We start from the raw sequence: 19535 nt of genomic DNA on the forward strand, positions 1-19535 counted from the left end.
TGTTCCTTCAGAGTCCGAGGATCATCTTGGAGATGATGTTCTTTTGAATTTCGTTCGAGCCGCCGAAGATCGACAGCTTGCGGTTGTTGAAGTAGCGGGCCGCAGCCGGCGCCGCATAGCTCGGTCCGACGGGCTGACCGTCGAAGCCTTCCTTCAGCGCCTCGACCACGAAGGGCCGCGCATACGAACCCATCGCGCGACGGGTCAGCGACGAGATCTCCTGGCGGATCTCGGTGCCGCGGATCTTGAGCATCGAGCTTTCCGCACCCGGCACGCCGCCACCCGCCACTGCCGCGATCACTCGCAGGTTGGTGGTCTTCATGTTCTCCAGGTCGATCTCGACCTTCGCCATGCGCGCCGCGAAAGCCGGGTCTTCGGCGAGCGGGCGGCCGTTCCTGGTCTGCTTCGCGGCGATGAGCTTGAGCTGTTCCATCGCGGCGACCGAGAAGCCGACGCCGGCGATGTTGGTGCGCTCGTAGGTCAGCAGGTACTTGGCGCAGGTCCAGCCCTTGTCTTCCTCGCCGACGAGGTTTTCGGCGGGCACGCGCACGTCGCTGAAGAACACCTCGTTGACTTCATGATCGCCGTCGAGCGTGATGATCGGACGCACTTCGATGCCGGGCGAAGTCATGTCGATCAGCAGGAAGCTGATGCCTTCCTGCTTCTTAGCCTCGCGGTTGGTGCGAACGAGGCAGAAGATCATGTTCGCGTGCTGGCCGAGCGTGGTCCATGTCTTCTGGCCGTTGACGATGTAGTGGTCGCCCTGCGCATCGACACCGCGCACGGCGGAAGTCTTGACCGATGCCAGGTCGGAGCCCGCGCCGGGTTCCGAGTAACCCTGGCACCACCAGTCCGAGCCGTCGAGGATGCGTGGCAGCCAGTGGCGCTTCTGCGCCTCGTTGCCGTACTTGATGAGCACCGGGCCGAGCATGTTCACGCCGAAGGGCACGATGCGCGGCGAGTGCGCCAGCGCGCATTCGTTCTCGAAGATGAACTTCTCGACCGCGGTCCAGCCCGGGCCGCCGTACTGTTCGGGCCAGTGGTTGGCCAGCCAGCCGCGCTCGTTGAGGATGGCGTGCCATTCCTGCATGTCGGCCTTGCTCAGGTGCTTGCCGGTCGCGACCTTGTCGGAGAGGCGGGCCGGCAACTTGGTGGCCAGGAAGTCGCGCACTTCGCTGCGGAAGGCTTCTTCTTCGGGGGTGAAGTTCAGGTCCATGGCGGACTCCTCAATAGATTTCAAAGAGGCCGGCGGCACCCATGCCGCCGGCGATGCACATCGTGACGACGGCGTACTTCGCGCCGCGGCGCTTGCCTTCGATCAGCACGTGGCCGGCCAGCCGCGCGCCCGTCATGCCGAACGGATGGCCGATGGAAATCGCGCCGCCGTTGACGTTGAGCCGCTCGGCCGGGATGCCGAGCTTGTCCTGGCAGTAGATGGACTGCGAAGCAAAGGCTTCGTTGAGTTCCCAGAGATCGATATCGTCGACCTTCAGGCCGTGGCGCGCCAGCAGTTTCGGCACCGCGAACACGGGGCCGATGCCCATCTCGTCGGGCTCGCAGCCGGCGACGGCCATGCCGCGGAATGCGCCCATCGGCTTCAGGTTGGCGCGCTCGGCTTCCTTGGCTTCCATCAGCACACAGGCCGAGGCGCCATCGGAGAGTTGCGATGCATTGCCGGCGGTGACGAACTTGTCCGCGCCCATCACGGGTTGCAGCTTGGCGAGCGCGTCGTAGGTCGTGCCGCGGCGGTTGCAGGTGTCGTGGTCGATCGTCACTTCGCGCTGCGTGACTTCCTTGGTTTCCTTGTTCGTATCGGCCATCGTGGTGCTGCAGGCCACGATCTCTTCCTTGTAGCGGCCGGCGATCTGCGCTTCCTCGGTCTTGCGCTGGCTCTCGGCGGAGAAGCGGTCCTGCGCCTCGCGGCTGATGCCGTAGCGCTGCGCCACGATGTCGGCGGTCTCGATCATCGCCATGTAGAGCGCGGGCTTGTGCTCGACGATCCACGGGTCCATGCCGCTGTCGCCGCTGTCGGTGGCGCTGCGGGTGCGGATCTGCGAAATGCTTTCCACGCCGCCCGCGATCATGGCCGGGGCGCCGTCGACCACGATGCGGCCCGCTGCCATCGCGATCGCCTGCAGGCCCGAGGCGCAGAAGCGGTTGACCGTGGTGCCGGCGATGCCGATCGGCAGGCCCGCGCGGATGATGCTCTGGCGTGCGATGTTCCGGCCGGTGGTGCCTTCGGGGTAGCCGCAGCCGAGGATCGCGTCCTCGATCAGCGCGGGATCGATGCCCGAGCGCTCGACCGCGGCCTTGACTGCAAAGGCTGCCAGCGTCGCGCCGGGGGTGATGTTGAATTCGCCACGGTGCGCCTTGGTGAGCGGCGTGCGGGCGGTTGAGACGATGACGGCTTCGCGCATGGGATATCTCCTTATTCGGACTGGTTGAGGCTTGCGAAATCGGCGCCGCGTTCGACCAGCTCGACCAGCAACGGCGAGGGTTTCCAGAACAGCGGGTCCTGCTTCGCGAATTCGCGGATGTCGGCCAGCACGTTGGCGAGGCCCACGGTGTCGGCGTACTTCATCGGGCCGCCGCGATGGCGCGGGAAGCCGTAGCCGTAGAGGAAGGTCACGTCCACATCGAGCGGACGCAGCGCGATGCGCTGGTGCACGACGTTGGCGCCTTCGTTGATCATCGCGGCCATGTAGCGGCGCATGATTTCGTCGTCGGTGAAGTTGCGCGTCGCGATGCCCGCGCGCTGGCGCTCCGCATCGATGATCGCAAGCACCTCGGGATCATCGGTGCCGGTGCGTGCACCTTCCGGATAGAGGTAGTAGCCGCGCTGGGTCTTCTGGCCGAACCAGCCGCGCTCGCAGATGCGGTCTGCGATCTGCACGTAGCGCGCCTTCGGGTCGCGCGTTGCGGCCTTGCGCTTGCGCGTGGCCCAGCCGATGTCGCCGCCTGCGAGGTCGGACACCTGGAACGGTCCCATCGGGTAGCCGAAATCGCGCACCGCCTTGTCGATCTGGTAGGGCGATGCGCCGTCTTCCATCATGTGGTCGGCCGCCTGGCGGTAGACCGCGAGGATGCGGTTGCCGATAAAGCCGTCGCACACGCCGGCGCGCACCGGCACCTTCTTGAGCTTCTTCGCAAGCTCGAAGCCTGTGGCGACCACGTCGGCGCTCACCTTGCCGGGCACCACGATCTCCAGCAGCTTCATGATGTTCGCCGGCGAGAAGAAGTGCAGGCCCACCACGTCGGCCGGGCGCGAGATGCTGGCGGCGATCTCGTCGATGTCCAGGTACGAGGTGTTCGTGGCGAGCACGGCGCCGGGCTTGCAGACGCGGTCGAGTTCGGCGAAGACGGCCTTCTTGACGCCCATCTCCTCGAACACGGCTTCGACCACGATGTCGACCTTGGCCAGCGCGTCGTACGAGGTCGAGCCCGAGAAGCGCGCCATGACGGCCGCCTTGGCCTCGGCCGTCATGCGGCCCTTCTGGATGAGGCCGTCGTAGACCTTCTCGACATGGGCACGACCGCGCGCGAGGCTGGGCTCGTCGCGCTCGATCATGGTCACGGGCATGCCGGCGTCGAGCATCGCCACCGCGATGCCTGCGCCCATCGTGCCGCCGCCGACGATGCCCGCCGACTCCAGCGGGCGGGGCTTCGCGGCCTTGGTTTCTGGCGCCTTGAGCACTTCGCGCTCGGCGAAGAAGGCGTGGATCAGGCCCGCGCGCTGCGGGCTGTCGATGCACTGCAGGAACAACTTGCGTTCGAGCGCCATGCCCTCGTCGAAGGGCTGCGTGAGCGCGGCTTCGACCGCTTCGATGATCTTCATCGGCGAGAACAGGCCGCGGCTCTTCTTGGCCGTGTCGGCGCGGGCGGCTTGCAGTGCGGCACGGCTGGCTTCGGTATCGGCCAGCCCTTGGGCATCGCGCGTGCGGCGCACCGGGGCCTTGGCGGCGACGAGTTCCTTCGCATAGGCGAGGCCTTGCGGCAGTGCGTCGGTGCCTTCGCCGAGACGGTCGATCAGGCCCAGCGACAGCGCTTCCTTCGCGCCGGTGTGGCGGCCGCTGAGCATGAGTTCGAGCGCGGGCTTCACGCCGATCAGGCGCGGCGCGCGCTGGGTGCCGCCGGAGCCGGGGAGCAGGCCGAGCTGCACTTCAGGCAGCCCGAGCTTGGCGGAAGCCACGGCCAGGCGGTAGTGCGCCGACAGTGCGATCTCCAGCCCGCCACCGAGCGCCGCACCGTGGATCGCAGCCACCACGGGCTTGCTGCAGTTCTCGATGCGGCCGCAGACTTCCGGCAGCGACGGCGGCTGCGGCGTCTTGCCGAACTCGCGGATGTCTGCGCCGGCGATGAAGTTGCGCCCCGCACCCACGATCAGCACCGCGGCGACACCGCTGTCGGCTTCGGCCGCATCGATCGCAGCCACCAGGCCGCGGCGCACATCGACGCCCAGCGCATTGACCGGCGGGTTGTCGATGGTCACGACCAGCACGTTGGCATCTCGCTGGAACGTGACGGGTTCGGACGTAGAAGGAGTGGGAGTCGTGGCCATGCTGTGTGTCTCCGGATGGCGGAACCGGACGGTTCCTAGAGGGTGAATCCGCGATTCTTGATCCGGCACACCAATTTGACAATTGCATTACCCATTGACAGACTGTCAAAGGATTTTTGACAGAATCGATGCCATGGACCTGCAATCGCTGACCCTGCTGGTCGAAATCCTTGACGCCGGGAACCTGAGCGCGGCCGCGCGACGGCTGAAGATGAGCCGCGCCAATGTGAGCTATCACCTGAACCAGCTCGAACGCTCGGTGGGCGCGCAACTGGTGCGACGCACCACGCGGCGCGCCGAGCCGACGGAAATCGGCCTGCGGCTCTACCAGCACGGCCTTGCCATCCAGGGCGAGCTGATGGCCGCGAGGGAGTCGGTGACGACGCTGGGCCAGAGCCTGCAGGGTCGCGTGCGGCTCAGCGTGCCGAGCGGCTACGGGCAACTCGTCATGTCCGAGTGGCTCATCGACTTCAAGCGACAGTACCCCGGCATCGTGCTGGACGTGCTTTTCGAGAACCGCATCGAGGATCTCTTGCGCGACGAAGTGGATATCGCGATCCGCGTGATCCCCGAGCCGCCGCAGAACCTCGTTGCGCGCGAACTGGGCCCGGTGCGCTACGTGGCCTGCGCATCGACTGCCTATGCACGGGAACACGCGCTGCCCACCCAGCTCGATGAATTGCAGGCCGCGCCGGTGGTCACCGCAGCCGTGATCGGACGGCAGTTGCGCGTGTCGGCCTATCAGGGGGAGGAGCGCCGCGAGGTGGTGCTGGAGCCCACGCTGATCTCCGAGAACTTTCTCTTCCTGAGGCAGGCCATCCTCGCCGGCCTGGGTATCGGGCTGGTGCCCGACTACGTGGTGAATGACGACGTGCGGCGCGGCGACGTCGTGACCACGCTCGACGACTGGCGGCTCAGCATCTTCGGCACGCAAATGTTCATGCTCTACATGCCGAACCGCCAGCACACGCGCGCGACGCGGACCTTCATCGATTTCATCCTGGAGCGCGCCCGAGGCACGGCAGCGGGCGCCGCGCAGGACGCGTAGCACCCCGGGCGCCCGCCATGGCGCGGGCGGCGGAAGTGCGGCAGCATCGGGGCACGGAACGCTCGATGACCACGACCTGTGCCGGCTGCGGCGCCGATGTGCTGCCCACGTCATCCTTCTGCCAGCGCTGCGGGCGACGGCTCGCCTGTTCCTGCGTGTCGTGCGGATACGAATGCGAGTCCGACTTTGCGTTCTGCCCGCGCTGCGGCACGGCGCGGGCGGCGGCGGGCCCGGCGATCGCCAGCGTGCCGCCGACACCGGCCATCAGCGAGCCCAGCCATGAGGCGGATCGCCGCCAGGTCACCGTGGTGTTCGCCGATCTGACGGGCTTCACGTCGCTCGCCGAAGGGCTGGACCCCGAAACGCTGCGCACCTTCCAGAACGCGTTGTTTGCCGCGATGGCGCAGTCCATTGCGCGCTACGACGGCTTCGTCGAGAAGTTCGTGGGCGACGCAGTGATGGCGGTGTTCGGCGCGCCCCGCGCGCACGAGGACGACCCGCTGCGCGCCGTGGACGCGGCGCAGGACATGATGCAAGGCGTCGAGCAGCTGAGCGCGCAGTGGATGGCGCGCCTCGGACGGCCGGTCACGCTGCACATCGGCGTTCACACCGGCGCGGTGGTGGCCGGCAGCCTGGGCAGCGGCACTGGCGGCGCGTATGCGGTCACCGGCGATACGGTGAACACCGCGTCGCGATTGCTCACGGCCGCGGCGCCGGGCAGGGTGCTGGTGTCGGAAGCGACCCATGCAATGGTGAGGCACCGCTTCGAATTCGAGCCGCCCTCCGAACTGGCGCTACGCGGCAAGGCGGAGCCCCTGCGCGTGCATTGCCTGATCGGCGTGCGCACGGAACTGGCCTCCGCCCGCGGGCTCGCCGACCTCGGGCTCGCGGCGCCGATGGTCGGGCGCGGCGATGCGGTCGAACGTCTGCTGGCTGCGTTCGACCGCATGCAGGGCGGGAAGGCGCAGGTGGTCAGCGTCGTCGGCGAGGCCGGGGCCGGCAAGTCCCGGCTGCTCGCCGAGTTCTTCGCGCGCCTCGAAGGCGACGAACGTTTGGCGGCGACGGGCGTTCGTCGCGCCAACTGTTCATCGCTCGGCGAGCCCACCTATGGCACCTTCGGCGCGCTGTTTCGCGATGCGTACCGCGTGGATGCGGGGGAGTCATTGGAATCGGCCCGGCGCAAGCTGCAAGAGGGTTTGACGTCCCTCGGCGCCAACGCCGACGAAGCCGATGCAGTGGGGAAGGTGCTGAACTACCTGCTCGGCATCCAGGACACGAAGCCGCGCGACATCGAACCCGAGCAACTCCAGCGCCAGATCACCCTGGCAGCACGGGCGCTGATCGAGCGCCGGCTGTCGCAGCAACCGGTGATGGTCGTGGTCGACGATCTGCACTGGGCCGATGCGGCGTCCGTCGATCTGCTGGGCGAGGTGGTCGACCAACTCGCGGACCGGCCGTTGATGGTGCTGGTCTTTCAGCGTCCCGATGCGCGTTCGCTGCGCACCGAGCGAGCCGAACCCTCCGTGATCGAGCTGGGTCCGCTCCACGAGCAGGAGTCTCGATCGCTCGTGCGTCACCTGCTGGAAGCGTCCGCGGACGATGACCTGGCGCCCGTGCTCGATTTCGTCGCGGCGCGTGCCGGAGGCAACCCGTTGTTCGTCGAGGAGATCGTTCGCAGCCTGGCCGGGCGCGGCCTGCTGGTGAAAAAGGAAGGGCGCTGGGTCTGCGAGGACCCGTGCGACAGCGTGGATGTTCCGCCGACGCTGTACGGTCTGCTGTTGTCGCGCATCGACGGATTGGGCGTGGACGACCGGCGGGTGCTTCAAGAAGCGGCGGTGTGGGGAGTCGGGTTCGACGGCGCGCTGTTGCAACGCATCGCGAGCGAGCCGCGATCGGTCGAAGCTTCGTTGCATCGGCTCGCGGCGGCCGACCTCATCCGGGCCGATGGGCAAGGCTGGTGCTTCACCCATGCGCTGCTGCACGAAGTGGCCTATCAGAACCTGCTGCTCTCGCGGCGCACCGAACTCCACCAACGTGCCGGCTTCGCGCTGGAATTCGTGCTGGGCGTCGACGCGCAGGCGCCCATCGACGAGCAGGCGCGCAGCCCCCTGCGTCTGGTCGAGCTGGAGGCGCTGGCGCACCATTGGAGCCTGTCGCCGGACAAGGCACGCGGGGCTCGCTACCTCGTGGCCGCCGGCGACTGGGCGCGCGCCGTCTACGCCAACGACGACGCCATTCGCCACTACGAACGCGCGCTGCACACGCTGGACGAATCGACGGTCGACACGGTGGCCGCGAAGGCCGAGGTCGAGACGGCGGAACTCGACGCGCGCGAGCGCCTGGCCGACCTGTTCGGCCTGCAGGGGCGGCGCACCGATGCGCTCGCCCAATATGCGGTTGTCCAGCGCGCGGACGAACGGCGAGACGATCCGGTCCGCACCGCGCGCGTGTTGCGCAAGACGGGCGGCCTGCACTGGGAGGCCGGCGAGCGCGAGCGCGCCAGCGCCTGCTTCAGCGCCGGTCTCGACCGCCTGGGCGAAGAAGGCGACCGGATCGAACGCGCGCACCTGTTCCAGGAGATGGGCCGGCTGGCTTTCCGGGCCGGCGACAACGACACCGCGCTGGCGCTGGCTCAGCGCGCCCTGGCGGAGGTGCCTTCCGAGCCCACGGGCCGCGAGCGGGAGGCCAGCGTCGTGCGCGCCGAGGCCTGCAACACGCTCGGCGTGGCACTGGCACGGCTGGGACGGCCTGCCGAGGCGGTGGAGCATGTCGAACGCAGCGTCGCGCAGGCCGAGGCGAACAATATGCTGCAGGCGGCCTGCCGCGGCTACACCAACCTGGGCGTGCTGTATGCATCGCTCGACCCGCAGCGCAGCATCGAGACCTGCCTGCGCGGCCTGGAAACTGCCCGGAAAGTGGGCGACCTCGGCTTCCAGTCACGGCTCTACGCGAATCTCGCGGTCGCCTATTGCGCGCTGACCAACCGCTGCGAGGCCGAGGGCATCGAGGCTGCGCGTGCCGCCGCCAGCCTCGATCGCCGCCTGGGACTGCTCGATCACCTTGCGGTGCCGCTGATCGTGCTGGGCCAGATCTATCAGTGCCATGGCGATAGTGCGCGCGCCTTCGCTTCTTACAAGGAAGCGTTGCAATTGGCCGAGAGGATCGACGAGCCTCAACTGCTCTTTCCCTGCTACGATGGTTTGGCTACGCTGTACCTCGATGCCGGGCGCCCCGCACAGGCGGAAACCTACCTCGCCCTGGCACAAGCGGTATGCGAGCGCGCCGGCCTCGAGCCCGACGCCCTGATGGTGCTTCCGTTCCTCTGCTGAACCTGCCTGAAGGAGCCTCGACATGGCATTCGTGATGAATCATCCCGTGGCGCCGGGCGACCCGGCCCCCGACTTCTCCCTTCCGGCAGTCGCCGGGCCCGAGACCGTTTCGCTCGCCGACTACCGCGGACGCAGCCCGGTGTTCCTCGCGCTGATGGTGGGTCTGTGGTGCCCGTTCTGCCGACGACAGCTCGTCCAGCTCGGCGCGCTCGAACAGAAGCTGAAGGCGGTGGGAGTCGAGACACTGGCCGTCGTGGCGACCGAGCCCGAAAACGCGCGGCTGTACTTCAAGTTCAGGCCGACGCGGCTGCGCCTGGCATCCGACCCAGAGCTGTCGACCCACCGCGCCTTCGGGGTTCCGAAGCCCGAGTCGACGCCCGAGCTGCTCCAGCAGCTGGATGAGGTCCGAGTCAATCCTTTCGGTGATCTGCCCGAACCGCTGCCGATTTCCCAGGCGGCCAAGGTGATCGGCGAACTCGACGGCTACGCCTGCACGCCGACCGACCTGGGTGAAGTCGACAAGCAATGGCCGCAACTGAAGGCGCAGTTCATGATCGATCGCGACGGCATCGTGCGCTGGGCGGAAATCGAGTGCGCCGCAGAGGGCTTGCCCGGCATCGGCAAGCTGCCCTCCGAAGACGTGATCCTCGGCGCGGCGCGCGCCTGCGCTGCCTGAGGCGCACGCGGGCCTGATTCACGCGGGGCCGCGCACGGCGATGGGACAATCCTGCCCATGACTAGCCCAGCCGACACCCTCACCATCACCCGCCCCGATGACTGGCACCTGCACGTGCGCGACGGCGCCGCGCTCCAAGCCGTCGTGCCGCATTCCGCACGCCAGGTCGGCCGCGCGCTGATCATGCCGAACCTGCGCCCGCCCGTGACCACGGCGCAGCAGGCCATCGACTACCGTGCACGCATCCTCGAAGCGGTGCCCGCTGGTGTCCGCTTCGAGCCAGTGATGTCGCTCTATCTCACGGACAAGCTCGCGCCCGATGAAATCGAGCGCGCCGCAGCGGCAGGCGTGCGAGCACTCAAGCTCTACCCCGCAGGCGCGACCACCAACAGCGATGCCGGCGTGACCGACATCCGCAAGACCTACGCCACGCTGGAAGCGATGCAGAAGCACGGCCTGCTGCTGCTCATCCACGGCGAAGTCACGGATCCGGCGATCGACCTGTTCGACCGCGAGGCCGTGTTCATCGACCGCGTGATGATCCCGCTGCGTCGCGACTTCCCCGAACTCAGGGTGGTGTTCGAGCACCTCACGACGAAGGAGGGCGCCCAGTACGTGCGCGATGCGAGCCGCTTCACCGCCGCCACCATCACCGCGCACCATCTGCTCTACAACCGCAACGCCATCTTCACCGGCGGCATCCGACCGCACTACTACTGCCTGCCGGTGCTCAAGCGCGAGACGCATCGCGTGGCGCTGGTCGAGGCTGCGACCAGCGGCAGCGACCGCTTCTTCCTGGGCACCGACAGCGCGCCGCATCCCGCACACCTCAAGGAGCATGCGTTGGGCTGCGCCGGCTGCTACACAGCGCTCACCGCGATCGAGCTGTACGCCGAGGCCTTCGACAACGCGGGTGCGCTCGACAAGCTGGAAGGTTTCGCGAGCTTCCATGGCGCCGACTTCTACGGCCTGCCGCGCAACGCCGACACCATCACGCTGCGCCGCGAAAGCTGGACCGTCCCCGAGACGGTGCCTTATGGCGACGCCACACTGAAGCCGCTGCGCGGCGGCGAAACGGTCGCCTGGAGGCTCGCGTGAACACGCCGCCGCGTGTGATGCTGCTGATCGACGCCGACAACGTCTCCGCCGACGTGATCGAGCAGGCCGTGGAGCGGACGATGACCGAGCACGGCGCCATCCATGTGCGGCGCGCCTACTGCAACGCGGAGACCGCGATGAAGCAGCAAGGCCTGTTCAAGCGGCTTTCGGTGCGGCCCATGGTGAATCTCTCCGCCGGCAAGAACAGCACCGACATCGCGCTCGCGGTCGACGCCATGGATCTCGCAGTGGCCGAGCGACCGGACATCGCGGTGCTGGTGTCTTCCGATTCGGACTTCGCGCCGCTCGTGATCCGGCTGCGCGAAAAAGGCTGCCGCGTCTGCGGCATCGGCCAGCAGGGCAAGACCGGCGACGACACGGTGGCGATCTACGACAGCTTCATCGATCTCCAGCACCATCAGGCACCGAAGGCGGCGGTGGCGAAGACCGCTGCCAAGCGGGCCCCGCGGCGCGTGAAGGCCGTGGCGCCCAGGGCCGCGCCGCCCGCGCCGGTGTTGCCTGAAGAGGTCATCCGCATCCTCGACGCGGTCGCCGAACTGGGCATGGGCAACAAGGTGGAACTCAACGTGGCTGCGGAACGGCTGCGCGCCGCGAAGCTGCTGGGCAAGAGCGCGAGTTCGCCGAAGCTCTTCAAGAAACACCCCGAGCTGTTCCTGCTGACACCGGAGAAGACGCCCAACAAGGTGCAGTACGTCGGCCCCGTGCCGTCGTGAATCCCGCCGACGCCGCGCAGCCTTGGTTGGCCCCCTACGCGCCACGAGCCGCGCGCGTTCTGGAGAGCGCCGGGCAGGGCGCCGGCGTGGCGGAAACCCTGTCCGCCGAGTCGGTCGCCATCGACCTGCCCGCCGGTCCGCTGCGATTCGTGCCGGGGGACAGCGCACCGGTCGGCGAAGCGTATGAAGCCTTCATTTTTCGCACCGCATGCGTCCCGACGCGCGACAACCTGCACGATCTTTTCAACGGCCTGGTCTGGCTGCATTTTCCGCAAGCCAAGCGGCGCCTCAACGAATTGCAGGCGACCGAGATCGCGCGTGCCGGCGTCGGCGCCACGCGCGGCCCGTTGCGCGATGCGCTGACCCTGTTCGATGAAAACGGCGCCGTGCTCGAAGCGCCGCCCGCGTTGTGGGAGGCGCTCATCGCGCGGGACTGGCAGCGGCTCTTCGTCGCCCGGCGTGGGTTGTGGCGCGAGGCGCGCCTGCTCGTCTTCGGCCATGCGCTGCTCGAGAAGCTGGCGTCGCCGAGGAAGGCGGCCACCGCGCATGTCCTGATGGGACCGGGGGATATTCCCTCGATCAAGGCCGACGATGCATCCATCATCTCGGCCCTGGACTCGGCGCATCTTGCGACCAAGCCTTTCGTGCCGCTGCCAGTGCTGGGTGTGCCCGGCTGGTGGAAGCAAAACGAGAACTTTTCCTTCTATGATGACTCGGAGGTCTTTCGTCCGCGCAGGGTCCCAGAACCAAGTCCAACCCAAACGGCCCTGCAGGGTGGCGCTTGAAGAGCGCCGCCCGGCCCCCATCTGTGCACCTCGTTTCCCCACGGAGAATCCAACTTGAAACGCATCCTTCTGTTTGTCCTGACCAACGTCATGGTGGTGGCGGTGCTGGGCGTCGTCGCCAGCCTGCTCGGCGTCAACCGCTTCCTCACGGCGAACGGGCTGAACCTCACGGCGCTGCTGGGCTTCGCGCTCATCATGGGCTTCGGTGGCGCAATCATCTCGCTGCTCATCAGCAAGCCGATGGCCAAGTGGTCGGCCGGCGTGCGGATCATCAACGACCCGCAATCGCCCGACGAGGCCTGGATCGTGCAGACCGTCAAGAACTTCGCCGACAAGGCCGGCATCGGCATGCCCGAGGTCGGCATCTTCGAGGGCGAGCCCAACGCCTTCGCCACCGGCGCGTTCAAGAACTCGTCGCTGGTGGCCGTGTCGACCGGGCTGCTGCAGAACATGACGCGCGAAGAGGTCGAAGCCGTGATCGGCCATGAAGTCGCGCACGTCGCCAACGGCGACATGGTCACGATGACGCTCATCCAGGGCGTGATGAACACCTTCGTCGTGTTCCTGTCGCGGGTGATCGGCTATGCGGTCGACAGCTTCCTGCGCCGCAACGACGAGCGTTCTTCCGGTCCCGGCATCGGTTACTTCGTGACCACCATCGTGCTCGACATCGTGCTCGGCTTCGCCGCCGCGATCGTGGTGGCGTGGTTCTCCCGCCAGCGCGAATTCCGCGCGGATGCCGGTGCCGCGCAGCTGATGGGCCGCAAGCAGCCGATGATGAACGCGCTGGCCCGCCTGGGCGGCCTGCCGGCCGGCGAACTGCCGAAGTCGGTCGAGGCGATGGGCATCACCGGCAAGCTCGGCAGCCTGTTTGCAACGCACCCGCCGATCGAGGAGCGCATCGCTGCGCTCCAGAACGCACAGGGCTGATCGGCCGCTGCAGCAAAAAAGCCGCCTTCGGGCGGCTTTTTCGTGGGCGGGGCCGAACGTATCAGTCGGCTTGCGTGATGCCGAACGCCACCGCTTCGGCCACCCTGATCCCATCGACCCCCGCCGACAGGATGCCGCCCGCGTAGCTCGCGCCTTCGCCGGCCGGATACAGCCCGCGCACGTTGAGGCTCTGGTAATCCTCGCCGCGCGCGATCTTGATGGGCGAGGACGTGCGCGTCTCGACGCCGGTCAGCACGGCGTCGTGCAGGTCGAAGCCCTTGATCTTGCGTCCGAAGGCCGGGAAGGCTTCGCGCATCGCCTCGATGGCATACGCGGGCAGCGCGGCGTGGAGGTCGCCCGGCGTCACGCCCGGCTTGTACGACGGCTCGACGCTGCCGAGCGCCGTCGACGGCTTGCCCGCGACGAAGTCGCCGACCAACTGGCCCGGCGCGCGGTAGTCGCCGCCACCGAGCACGAAGGCGTTGGATTCCAGCTGACGCTGCAGCGCGATACCCGCCAGCGCCGGGCCGATGCGGCCGTCTTCCCAGCCCGGATAGTCGCGCGGCTCGATGCCCACCACGATGCCCGCATTCGCATTGCGTTCGTTGCGCGAGTACTGGCTCATGCCATTGGTCACGACGCGGCCTGGCTCGCTGGTCGCGGCCACCACCGTGCCGCCCGGGCACATGCAGAAGCTGTAGACGGAGCGGCCATTGCCCGCGTGGTGCACCAGCTTGTAGTCGGCCGCGCCGAGCAGCGGATGGCCGGCGTGCCGGCCCCAGCGGGCGCGATCGATCAGACCCTGAGGATGCTCGACACGGAAGCCGATCGAGAAGGGCTTGGCCTCGATGTGCACGCCGCGCTCGTGCAGCATCTCGAAGGTATCGCGCGAGCTGTGGCCGAGCGCCATCACCACGTGGTCGGCGCGCATCTCGCTGCGCTCGCCGGTGCGCTGGTCGAGCACGGTGAGTCCGCGCAGGTGCTTGCCCTTCGGACCGTCCTCGATCAGCACGTCGACGACGCGCTGCTCGAAGCGGATCTCGCCGCCGAGCGCGACGATCTGCTCGCGGATGTTCTCCACCACCTTCACCAGCTTGAAGGTGCCGATGTGCGGGTGCGCGACGTAGAGGATCTCCGGCGGCGCGCCGGCCTTGACGAACTCTTCCATCACCTTGCGGCCGAGGAAGCGCGGATCCTTGATCTGGCTGTAGAGCTTGCCGTCGGAGAAGGTGCCGGCACCGCCTTCGCCGAACTGCACGTTCGACTCCGGATTGAGCACGCTCTTGCGCCACAGGCCCCAGGTGTCCTTAGTGCGCTGGCGCACGCTCTTGCCGCGCTCCAGCACGATGGGCTTGAAGCCCATCTGGGCCAGAACCAGCGCGGCGAAGATGCCGCAGGGACCGAAGCCGATCACCACCGGCCGCAGAGGCAGTTCAGCCGGAGCCTGCGCCGGTGCGCGCCATGTCATGTCGGGCGTGGGGCCGACGCGCGGGTTCTCCGCGAACCTGGCAAGGACCTGGGCTTCGAGCGCCGGATCGGCCAGCGCAACGTCGACGATGTAGACCTGCAGCAGATCGGCCTTGCGGGCGTCGAAGCTGCGCTTGAAGACGTAGATGTCGCTCACCGCCTCGGGGGAAATGCCCAGCGTGGTGGCGACGGCCTTCGGGAGTGCCGCACTGTCGTGGTCGAGCGGCAGTTTGATTTCGGAGATTCTCAGCATGTCGTGGGCTTGTGTTTATCAAGCAGGGACGCCGATTATCGGCAACGCTGCGTGGCGCTGCCGGTGCGGGGTCAGGCCGGCAGGAAGCCGTCGACCGACAGGTAGCGCTCGCCGGTGTCGTAGTTGAAGCCCAGCACCACGGCGTTGGGCGGCAGCGAGGGCAGCTTCTGCGCGATCGCGACGAGGGTCGCGCCGGACGAGATGCCGACCAGCATGCCTTCCTCGCGGGCGCAGCGGCGCGCCATTTCGCGCGCGGGTTCGGCATCGACCTGGAGCACGCCGTCGAGCAGCTCGGTATCGAGATTCTTCGGGATGAAGCCCGCGCCGATGCCCTGGATCGGATGAGGCGATGGCTGGCCGCCGGAGATCACGGGCGAGGCCACCGGCTCGACCGCGAAGACCTGCAGCTTCGGCCACTTCTTCTTGAGCACTCGGGCGCAGCCGGTGATGTGGCCGCCAGTGCCCACGCCGGTGATCAGCACGTCGATGCCCTCCGGAAAGTCGGCTGCGATTTCCTCAGCCGTGGTGCTTTCGTGCACCGCCACGTTGGCCGGGTTGTTGAACTGCTGCGGCATCCATGCGCCGGGGGTGCCGGCGACGATTTCCTCGGCGCGGGCGATCGAGCCTTTCATGCCCTTTTCGCGCGGCGTGAGGTCGAAGGTCGCGCCATAGGCCAGCATCAGCCGGCGGCGCTCGACCGACATGCTGTCGGGCATCACGAGGATCAGCTTGTAGCCCTTGACGGCCGCGACCATCGCAAGGCCGATGCCGGTGTTGCCGGACGTAGGCTCCACGATCGTGCCGCCGGGCTTCAGCGCGCCGGACCGCTCGGCATCCTCGACCATCGACAGCGCGATGCGGTCCTTGATGGAACCGCCCGGGTTGGCCCGCTCGGACTTGATCCAGACCTGTTGCGTCGCGTGGCCGAACAGGCGCTGGATGCGGACGTGCGGCGTGTTGCCGATGGTTTGAAGAATGGTGTTTGCCTTCATGCAATCTCCTTGGGCCCGGGGGAACAGAATTGGACCGCCATTGTGGCGATAATCGCCCGGTGAAGCACGCCGGACCGCCGCTGGTGCATGTCTCGAAAGAGCGCACTGGAGGAACGTCCGGACTGCACAGGACAGCGCAGGAGCTAACGGCTCTCCACCGTGAGGTGAGGATCAGAGCAACAGAGACGAGTCGGCCGGGGGCAACCCAGGCCGGGTGAAACGGGCAATCTCTGCGCGCAGCAACACCAAGTAGGCCAGCGTCGATGTGGTTCCGCAGAGCTGGCGGGTAGGTGGCACCGAGCCGTTTGGCGACAAACGGCCCAGAGTAATGGCGGTCACGCCGAGGTCTCGCAAGTGGCCTTGGTGCACAGAATCCGGCTTATAGGCGGGCTTCACACTTTTCATCGCCGTCCCCGAGTGAACTGGGGGTCTCAAGTTTGAGGCTGAACTTAGGCAAACCGCTAGGACAACTAGGCGGCTAGTGGACAGGCCCTGAAAGAAACTTTTCCTTGAGCCGAGCGAGGCGGGGGTCAGTACGATGGTCGGGCCGATGGGCTCAACCGGGACACCACCCCGAAGGGCAATGCTGGATGCGCCGCGTAGGCGTACGAGCAGTTCCCTGTGGTGCTCCTGAAACCTCGGATGCATCGTCGCCCATTCTGGTGACTGGCCGAGTGGTGGGGCCGCATTCGAGGACAGCCATGCCCGACTACGGCGAGGACGCACGCCTGTACGAGCCGAACCAGTACCCCTACCCACGTTACCTTCCACGCCAGTGGGCGCACGCGATGGTCATTCGCAGCGCCGACCTATGCATCGACGCTCTGCGCTTCTATCGAGAGAATGAGGCCAGTTCCGTCTGCCAAGAGACCATCGACGAGGGCATCGCCTCGGGGGCGATGGACTTCATCGCGGACGACTCCACCGACAAGGGGGTGGGCTCCCGTCAGGCCAAGAACTACATCGCCGCGTACAAGAACATTCTGGAACTCGGTTCCAGAAGCGATTTCGGGGGCTGGTCCGCGCGCAAGAGTGCCACCTATAAGGCGGAGGCCGCATGAAGATCGAGCCGACCCGCGAGTTCATAAGCGCGTAGGAAGCTGCGTTCATCCTTGGCTACAAGGACGCCAATGCGCTCTATATCGCCAAATACCGCCGCAAGTCGTATCTACCGCAGCCCTATAAATTCGGGCGCGCATTGAAATTTAGACAATCCGAAGTGTTAGCCGCAATTAAGCCGGTCACCACGTAATTAGGTGGGTGGTGGGTAGTTAATCAATTCGATGTGGTTCTTTCGGGAGCGTGCTATCCCTATTCGATAGTTAATCTCATGCAGAGCCATATGTGAGTTGACGACGAACCGAAGCCATTCGGAAAGTGGCAGCACCGGGACGTGGGCAAGCGCGAGTTTCATTATGGAGAACGATTTCATGGCCGCGGCTCTGCTCGAAGGGGTGCCGCTCGACTATGAGCTAAAGATATTTAAGCTCAGATTCAAGGGGGAAAAACCATGCTTTCCTACATCCGAAAAGGGCTGCTTCGAGCATTGAGCCAGAATTGCTTGAAAGGTCAGTCGTAGACGGAGTTTGGCCAAGAATTGCTAATACTGTCTAGTCGCTTTGCCTAGTGACGGCCAGCTAAGTTACTGTCCTGCAAGGACAATCTTGACGCGACGTTCTTCACGTTGAGCCGCCGCGCCATATCTCGGGCTAATCCTCCGGTCAATGGCTTGACTCAATTCCAATCAACCATCCAGCCTCCAGCCACAGTATGGGAGGTGAGGTCGGTCGGCAGCTGAGTTGAATGCGGAGCATTCACGGCGGTGGGGGCCATCCGGCGGCTGTGTCCGCCGTCAGGTCGAATATGCATTGCATGCAAAATATGCAGCGCTACATGCCTTTATGCCAAGGCAGCACAAATGTCGGTTGACTTGCCGCTCGTCGTTAAAATCGTGAATACTTGGTTAGCGTCAATTGTGAATGAGACCCGCCCCACATAAAGCGTGGTGGTCGGACCCGGCGGCACGTCGGTTGGGTACATTATGAGGACGTTATGCCCCATAATTGACATCGTAGAAGTGGCATCAGAATTGTTGTAAGCTGTCTTAGTTACCGACCCGCTCGACTTCAATGTGAGAACGTTCGCTGGCTTTGAGACATTGGTGAACGTCAGTTGAAAACCTTTGCCCCCTGTTATCGACTTCACAACTTTGCCGTTTTCGTCTAGCCATTCCTTGGTCACAAGATTGCCACCTGTGCCCTGAGCCCTCAGGTCAAAGTTCGGGCACGCAGTTCCCTTGGGAATAACGTAATCGAAGTCGGCTGCTAAAGCGGGGCCTGCTAGACCCAATACGGCAGCGAAGGCAAAAGCAGTGGCCCGCACGGGCCGTGCGTTAAATAGTGCTCTCATGGGAATCCCCTCCAAGTTGGTGGAGTGGCAGTGTCATCCCGATTTTCTAAATGCGATGAGAACTTTTGGGTGCTTTTTGTAAGTACGGTGAAATTTGAAGTCCCGTGCATAAAATTGCCCAAAGCTGGTGCATCGGCTTCGTCTTCGGTGCGTATTTATGTTAATTTAACGGTAATATTATTTACGAAATTCAATTTGCGCTCATTTGGCAAAAAGACTAGACGTTTCTCGATGCACGGCGTATATAGCGCCCCTCTCGAATTGGAGTCTCCAATGCCCTATTCCCAATTACTCATCCCCCGAGGCAATGGACCTCCTCGGCGCGCCGGGATTTAAGCTCCGTCTACAACAGGCTATCCAACGCGGCGATTGCCCGAGCCCTTAGCCAGACCCCGAAAAGAGTAAATTTTCGGAAGGCGGGCTTCACACCTTTTTTGCCTCGCCCCCAGGCTTCGCGCACTTCGTTTCGCTTCGCTAACCTCCTGCCGGGCGCGGCGGCCCTTCCGAACAGGTCCGGCCGTTCCGGCGGACCTCTTTCCCCTGTTAAAAGCGTTCGGTGGGGGTCAGGTAGCGCCACTGGTTGGGGAGCAGGCCGGCCAAAGGGACTCGGCCTATCCGGATACGCTTCATGGCGAGGATCTGGAGGCCGGCGTCGTCGCAGATGTGGGCGATCTGACCGGGGCGGGCGCCTTTGAGCGCGAAGCGCAGGCCGGTGTGGCCTTCGGCTTGCTGGCCGATGCTGACGCGGGCGGGCGAGCGTTCGAGGCGCGCCAGGGTTTCGGGACCGACCGGGCCGGCGACGTCGACCATGACCTCGTGTTCGAGGATGCCGGCGTCTTCCTGCAGCTTGCGCTCGACGCGCCACTCCTGGGTGAAGACGACGAGGCCGCTCGCGCCGGTTTCCAAGGGTGTCATGCAGCGCTGCGCCGCGACGTGGCGCGGCAGGAAGCGCAGGCCGGCGCGTTCGGGTTCGTGATGGTTGGCAGCCACCAGCAGGCGGTGGGCGTTGTCGGTGGGCATGCCGGCGGGCTTGTGAAGCAGCAGGGTGACGGGCACCACGGGCTGCGGCCGAGCGCCGGCTTCGATTTCGACCGACTGTTCGGGGCGCACGCGCGATTGCGGCAGCAGCGTCGGTTCGCCGTCGACGCGCACGGCGCCGTTTTCGATCAGCAGTTCCGCCTCGCGCCGGGAACATCCGGCGAGCGCGGCGACGCGCTTGGCCAGGCGGATGCCTTCGTCGGCTTCGGTCACAGGGG

General features: G+C 66.0%; 15 protein-coding genes and 1 other RNA gene. 9 read left to right on the plus strand and 7 right to left on the minus strand.

Translation table 11 applies throughout. The features are described 5' to 3' along the window. Window positions 1-7: 7 nt before the first annotated feature. From QTI04_RS08155 to QTI04_RS08165, 3 genes are read right to left on the minus strand one after another with little or no spacing between them, the layout of a single operon-like run. Window positions 8-1216 (minus strand): acyl-CoA dehydrogenase family protein, encoded by a 1209-nt coding sequence (locus QTI04_RS08155; protein WP_286614999.1) that lies wholly within the window; start codon window positions 1214-1216, stop codon window positions 8-10. Between the two features lie 10 nt (window positions 1217-1226). After that, window positions 1227-2417: an acetyl-CoA C-acyltransferase gene (locus QTI04_RS08160; protein WP_286615001.1), complete on the minus strand. Its 1191-nt coding sequence runs from the start codon at window positions 2415-2417 to the stop codon at window positions 1227-1229. Window positions 2418-2428: 11 nt separating this feature from the next. Next, complete coding sequence (locus QTI04_RS08165) at window positions 2429-4558, minus strand: 3-hydroxyacyl-CoA dehydrogenase NAD-binding domain-containing protein (RefSeq protein WP_286615003.1); 2130 nt, start codon at window positions 4556-4558, stop codon at window positions 2429-2431. A gap of 133 nt (window positions 4559-4691) precedes the next feature. On the opposite strand from QTI04_RS08165, the gene QTI04_RS08170 reads away from it, so the two are divergent. The 7 genes from QTI04_RS08170 to htpX all read left to right on the plus strand — a co-directional run bounded on the left by QTI04_RS08170 (window position 4692) and on the right by htpX (window position 13158). Continuing rightward, the gene (locus QTI04_RS08170) at window positions 4692-5606 is read left to right on the plus strand and encodes a LysR family transcriptional regulator (protein ID WP_286600950.1); all 915 of its coding nucleotides are present in this window, start codon (window positions 4692-4694) and stop codon (window positions 5604-5606) included. Window positions 5607-5671: 65 nt separating this feature from the next. After that, complete coding sequence (locus QTI04_RS08175) at window positions 5672-8935, plus strand: adenylate/guanylate cyclase domain-containing protein (RefSeq protein ID WP_286615004.1); 3264 nt, start codon at window positions 5672-5674, stop codon at window positions 8933-8935. Window positions 8936-8957: 22 nt separating this feature from the next. After that, window positions 8958-9611, plus strand: a complete 654-nt coding sequence (locus QTI04_RS08180) for a redoxin domain-containing protein (RefSeq protein ID WP_286600952.1) — start codon at window positions 8958-8960, stop codon at window positions 9609-9611. A gap of 57 nt (window positions 9612-9668) precedes the next feature. Beyond that, window positions 9669-10709, plus strand: a complete 1041-nt coding sequence (pyrC, locus tag QTI04_RS08185; RefSeq protein ID WP_286615006.1) for a dihydroorotase — start codon at window positions 9669-9671, stop codon at window positions 10707-10709. Continuing rightward, window positions 10706-11443 (plus strand): NYN domain-containing protein, encoded by a 738-nt coding sequence (locus QTI04_RS08190; RefSeq protein WP_286600955.1) that lies wholly within the window; start codon window positions 10706-10708, stop codon window positions 11441-11443. The genes pyrC and QTI04_RS08190 overlap by 4 nt, the downstream gene beginning before the upstream one ends. Next, window positions 11440-12228 carry a DUF3025 domain-containing protein gene (locus QTI04_RS08195; RefSeq protein ID WP_286600957.1) on the plus strand — a complete coding sequence of 263 codons (789 nt, stop codon included), beginning with the start codon at window positions 11440-11442 and terminating at the stop codon, window positions 12226-12228. Before QTI04_RS08190 ends, QTI04_RS08195 begins: the two co-directional genes overlap by 4 nt. A gap of 54 nt (window positions 12229-12282) precedes the next feature. Beyond that, window positions 12283-13158 (plus strand): protease HtpX, encoded by an 876-nt coding sequence (gene htpX, locus QTI04_RS08200; protein WP_286600959.1) that lies wholly within the window; start codon window positions 12283-12285, stop codon window positions 13156-13158. Between the two features lie 61 nt (window positions 13159-13219). Here htpX and QTI04_RS08205 read toward each other — a convergent pair whose 3' ends face one another. Continuing rightward, window positions 13220-14878: an NAD(P)/FAD-dependent oxidoreductase gene (locus tag QTI04_RS08205; protein ID WP_286615008.1), complete on the minus strand. Its 1659-nt coding sequence runs from the start codon at window positions 14876-14878 to the stop codon at window positions 13220-13222. A 71-nt stretch (window positions 14879-14949) separates the two neighbouring features. Continuing rightward, window positions 14950-15870: a cysteine synthase A gene (cysK, locus tag QTI04_RS08210; protein WP_286600962.1), complete on the minus strand. Its 921-nt coding sequence runs from the start codon at window positions 15868-15870 to the stop codon at window positions 14950-14952. A 61-nt stretch (window positions 15871-15931) separates the two neighbouring features. On the opposite strand from cysK, the gene rnpB reads away from it, so the two are divergent. Next, an RNA gene (gene rnpB / locus QTI04_RS08215) (RNase P RNA component class A) lies at window positions 15932-16268 on the plus strand. Between the two features lie 303 nt (window positions 16269-16571). Then, window positions 16572-16931: a hypothetical protein gene (locus QTI04_RS08220; RefSeq protein ID WP_286615009.1), complete on the plus strand. Its 360-nt coding sequence runs from the start codon at window positions 16572-16574 to the stop codon at window positions 16929-16931. A gap of 838 nt (window positions 16932-17769) precedes the next feature. Here the strand turns inward: QTI04_RS08220 and QTI04_RS08225 are convergent. Both QTI04_RS08225 and QTI04_RS08230 read right to left on the minus strand, forming a co-directional pair. Further along, window positions 17770-18279, minus strand: a complete 510-nt coding sequence (locus QTI04_RS08225) for a hypothetical protein (RefSeq protein WP_286615010.1) — start codon at window positions 18277-18279, stop codon at window positions 17770-17772. A gap of 543 nt (window positions 18280-18822) precedes the next feature. Then, the gene (locus QTI04_RS08230; RefSeq protein ID WP_286615011.1) at window positions 18823-19530 is read right to left on the minus strand and encodes an RNA pseudouridine synthase; all 708 of its coding nucleotides are present in this window, start codon (window positions 19528-19530) and stop codon (window positions 18823-18825) included. Window positions 19531-19535: the final 5 nt, after the last annotated feature.

The sequence above is a fragment of the Variovorax sp. J22R115 genome, assembly GCF_030317005.1.
Taxonomy (GTDB): Bacteria; Pseudomonadota; Gammaproteobacteria; order Burkholderiales; family Burkholderiaceae_C; genus Variovorax.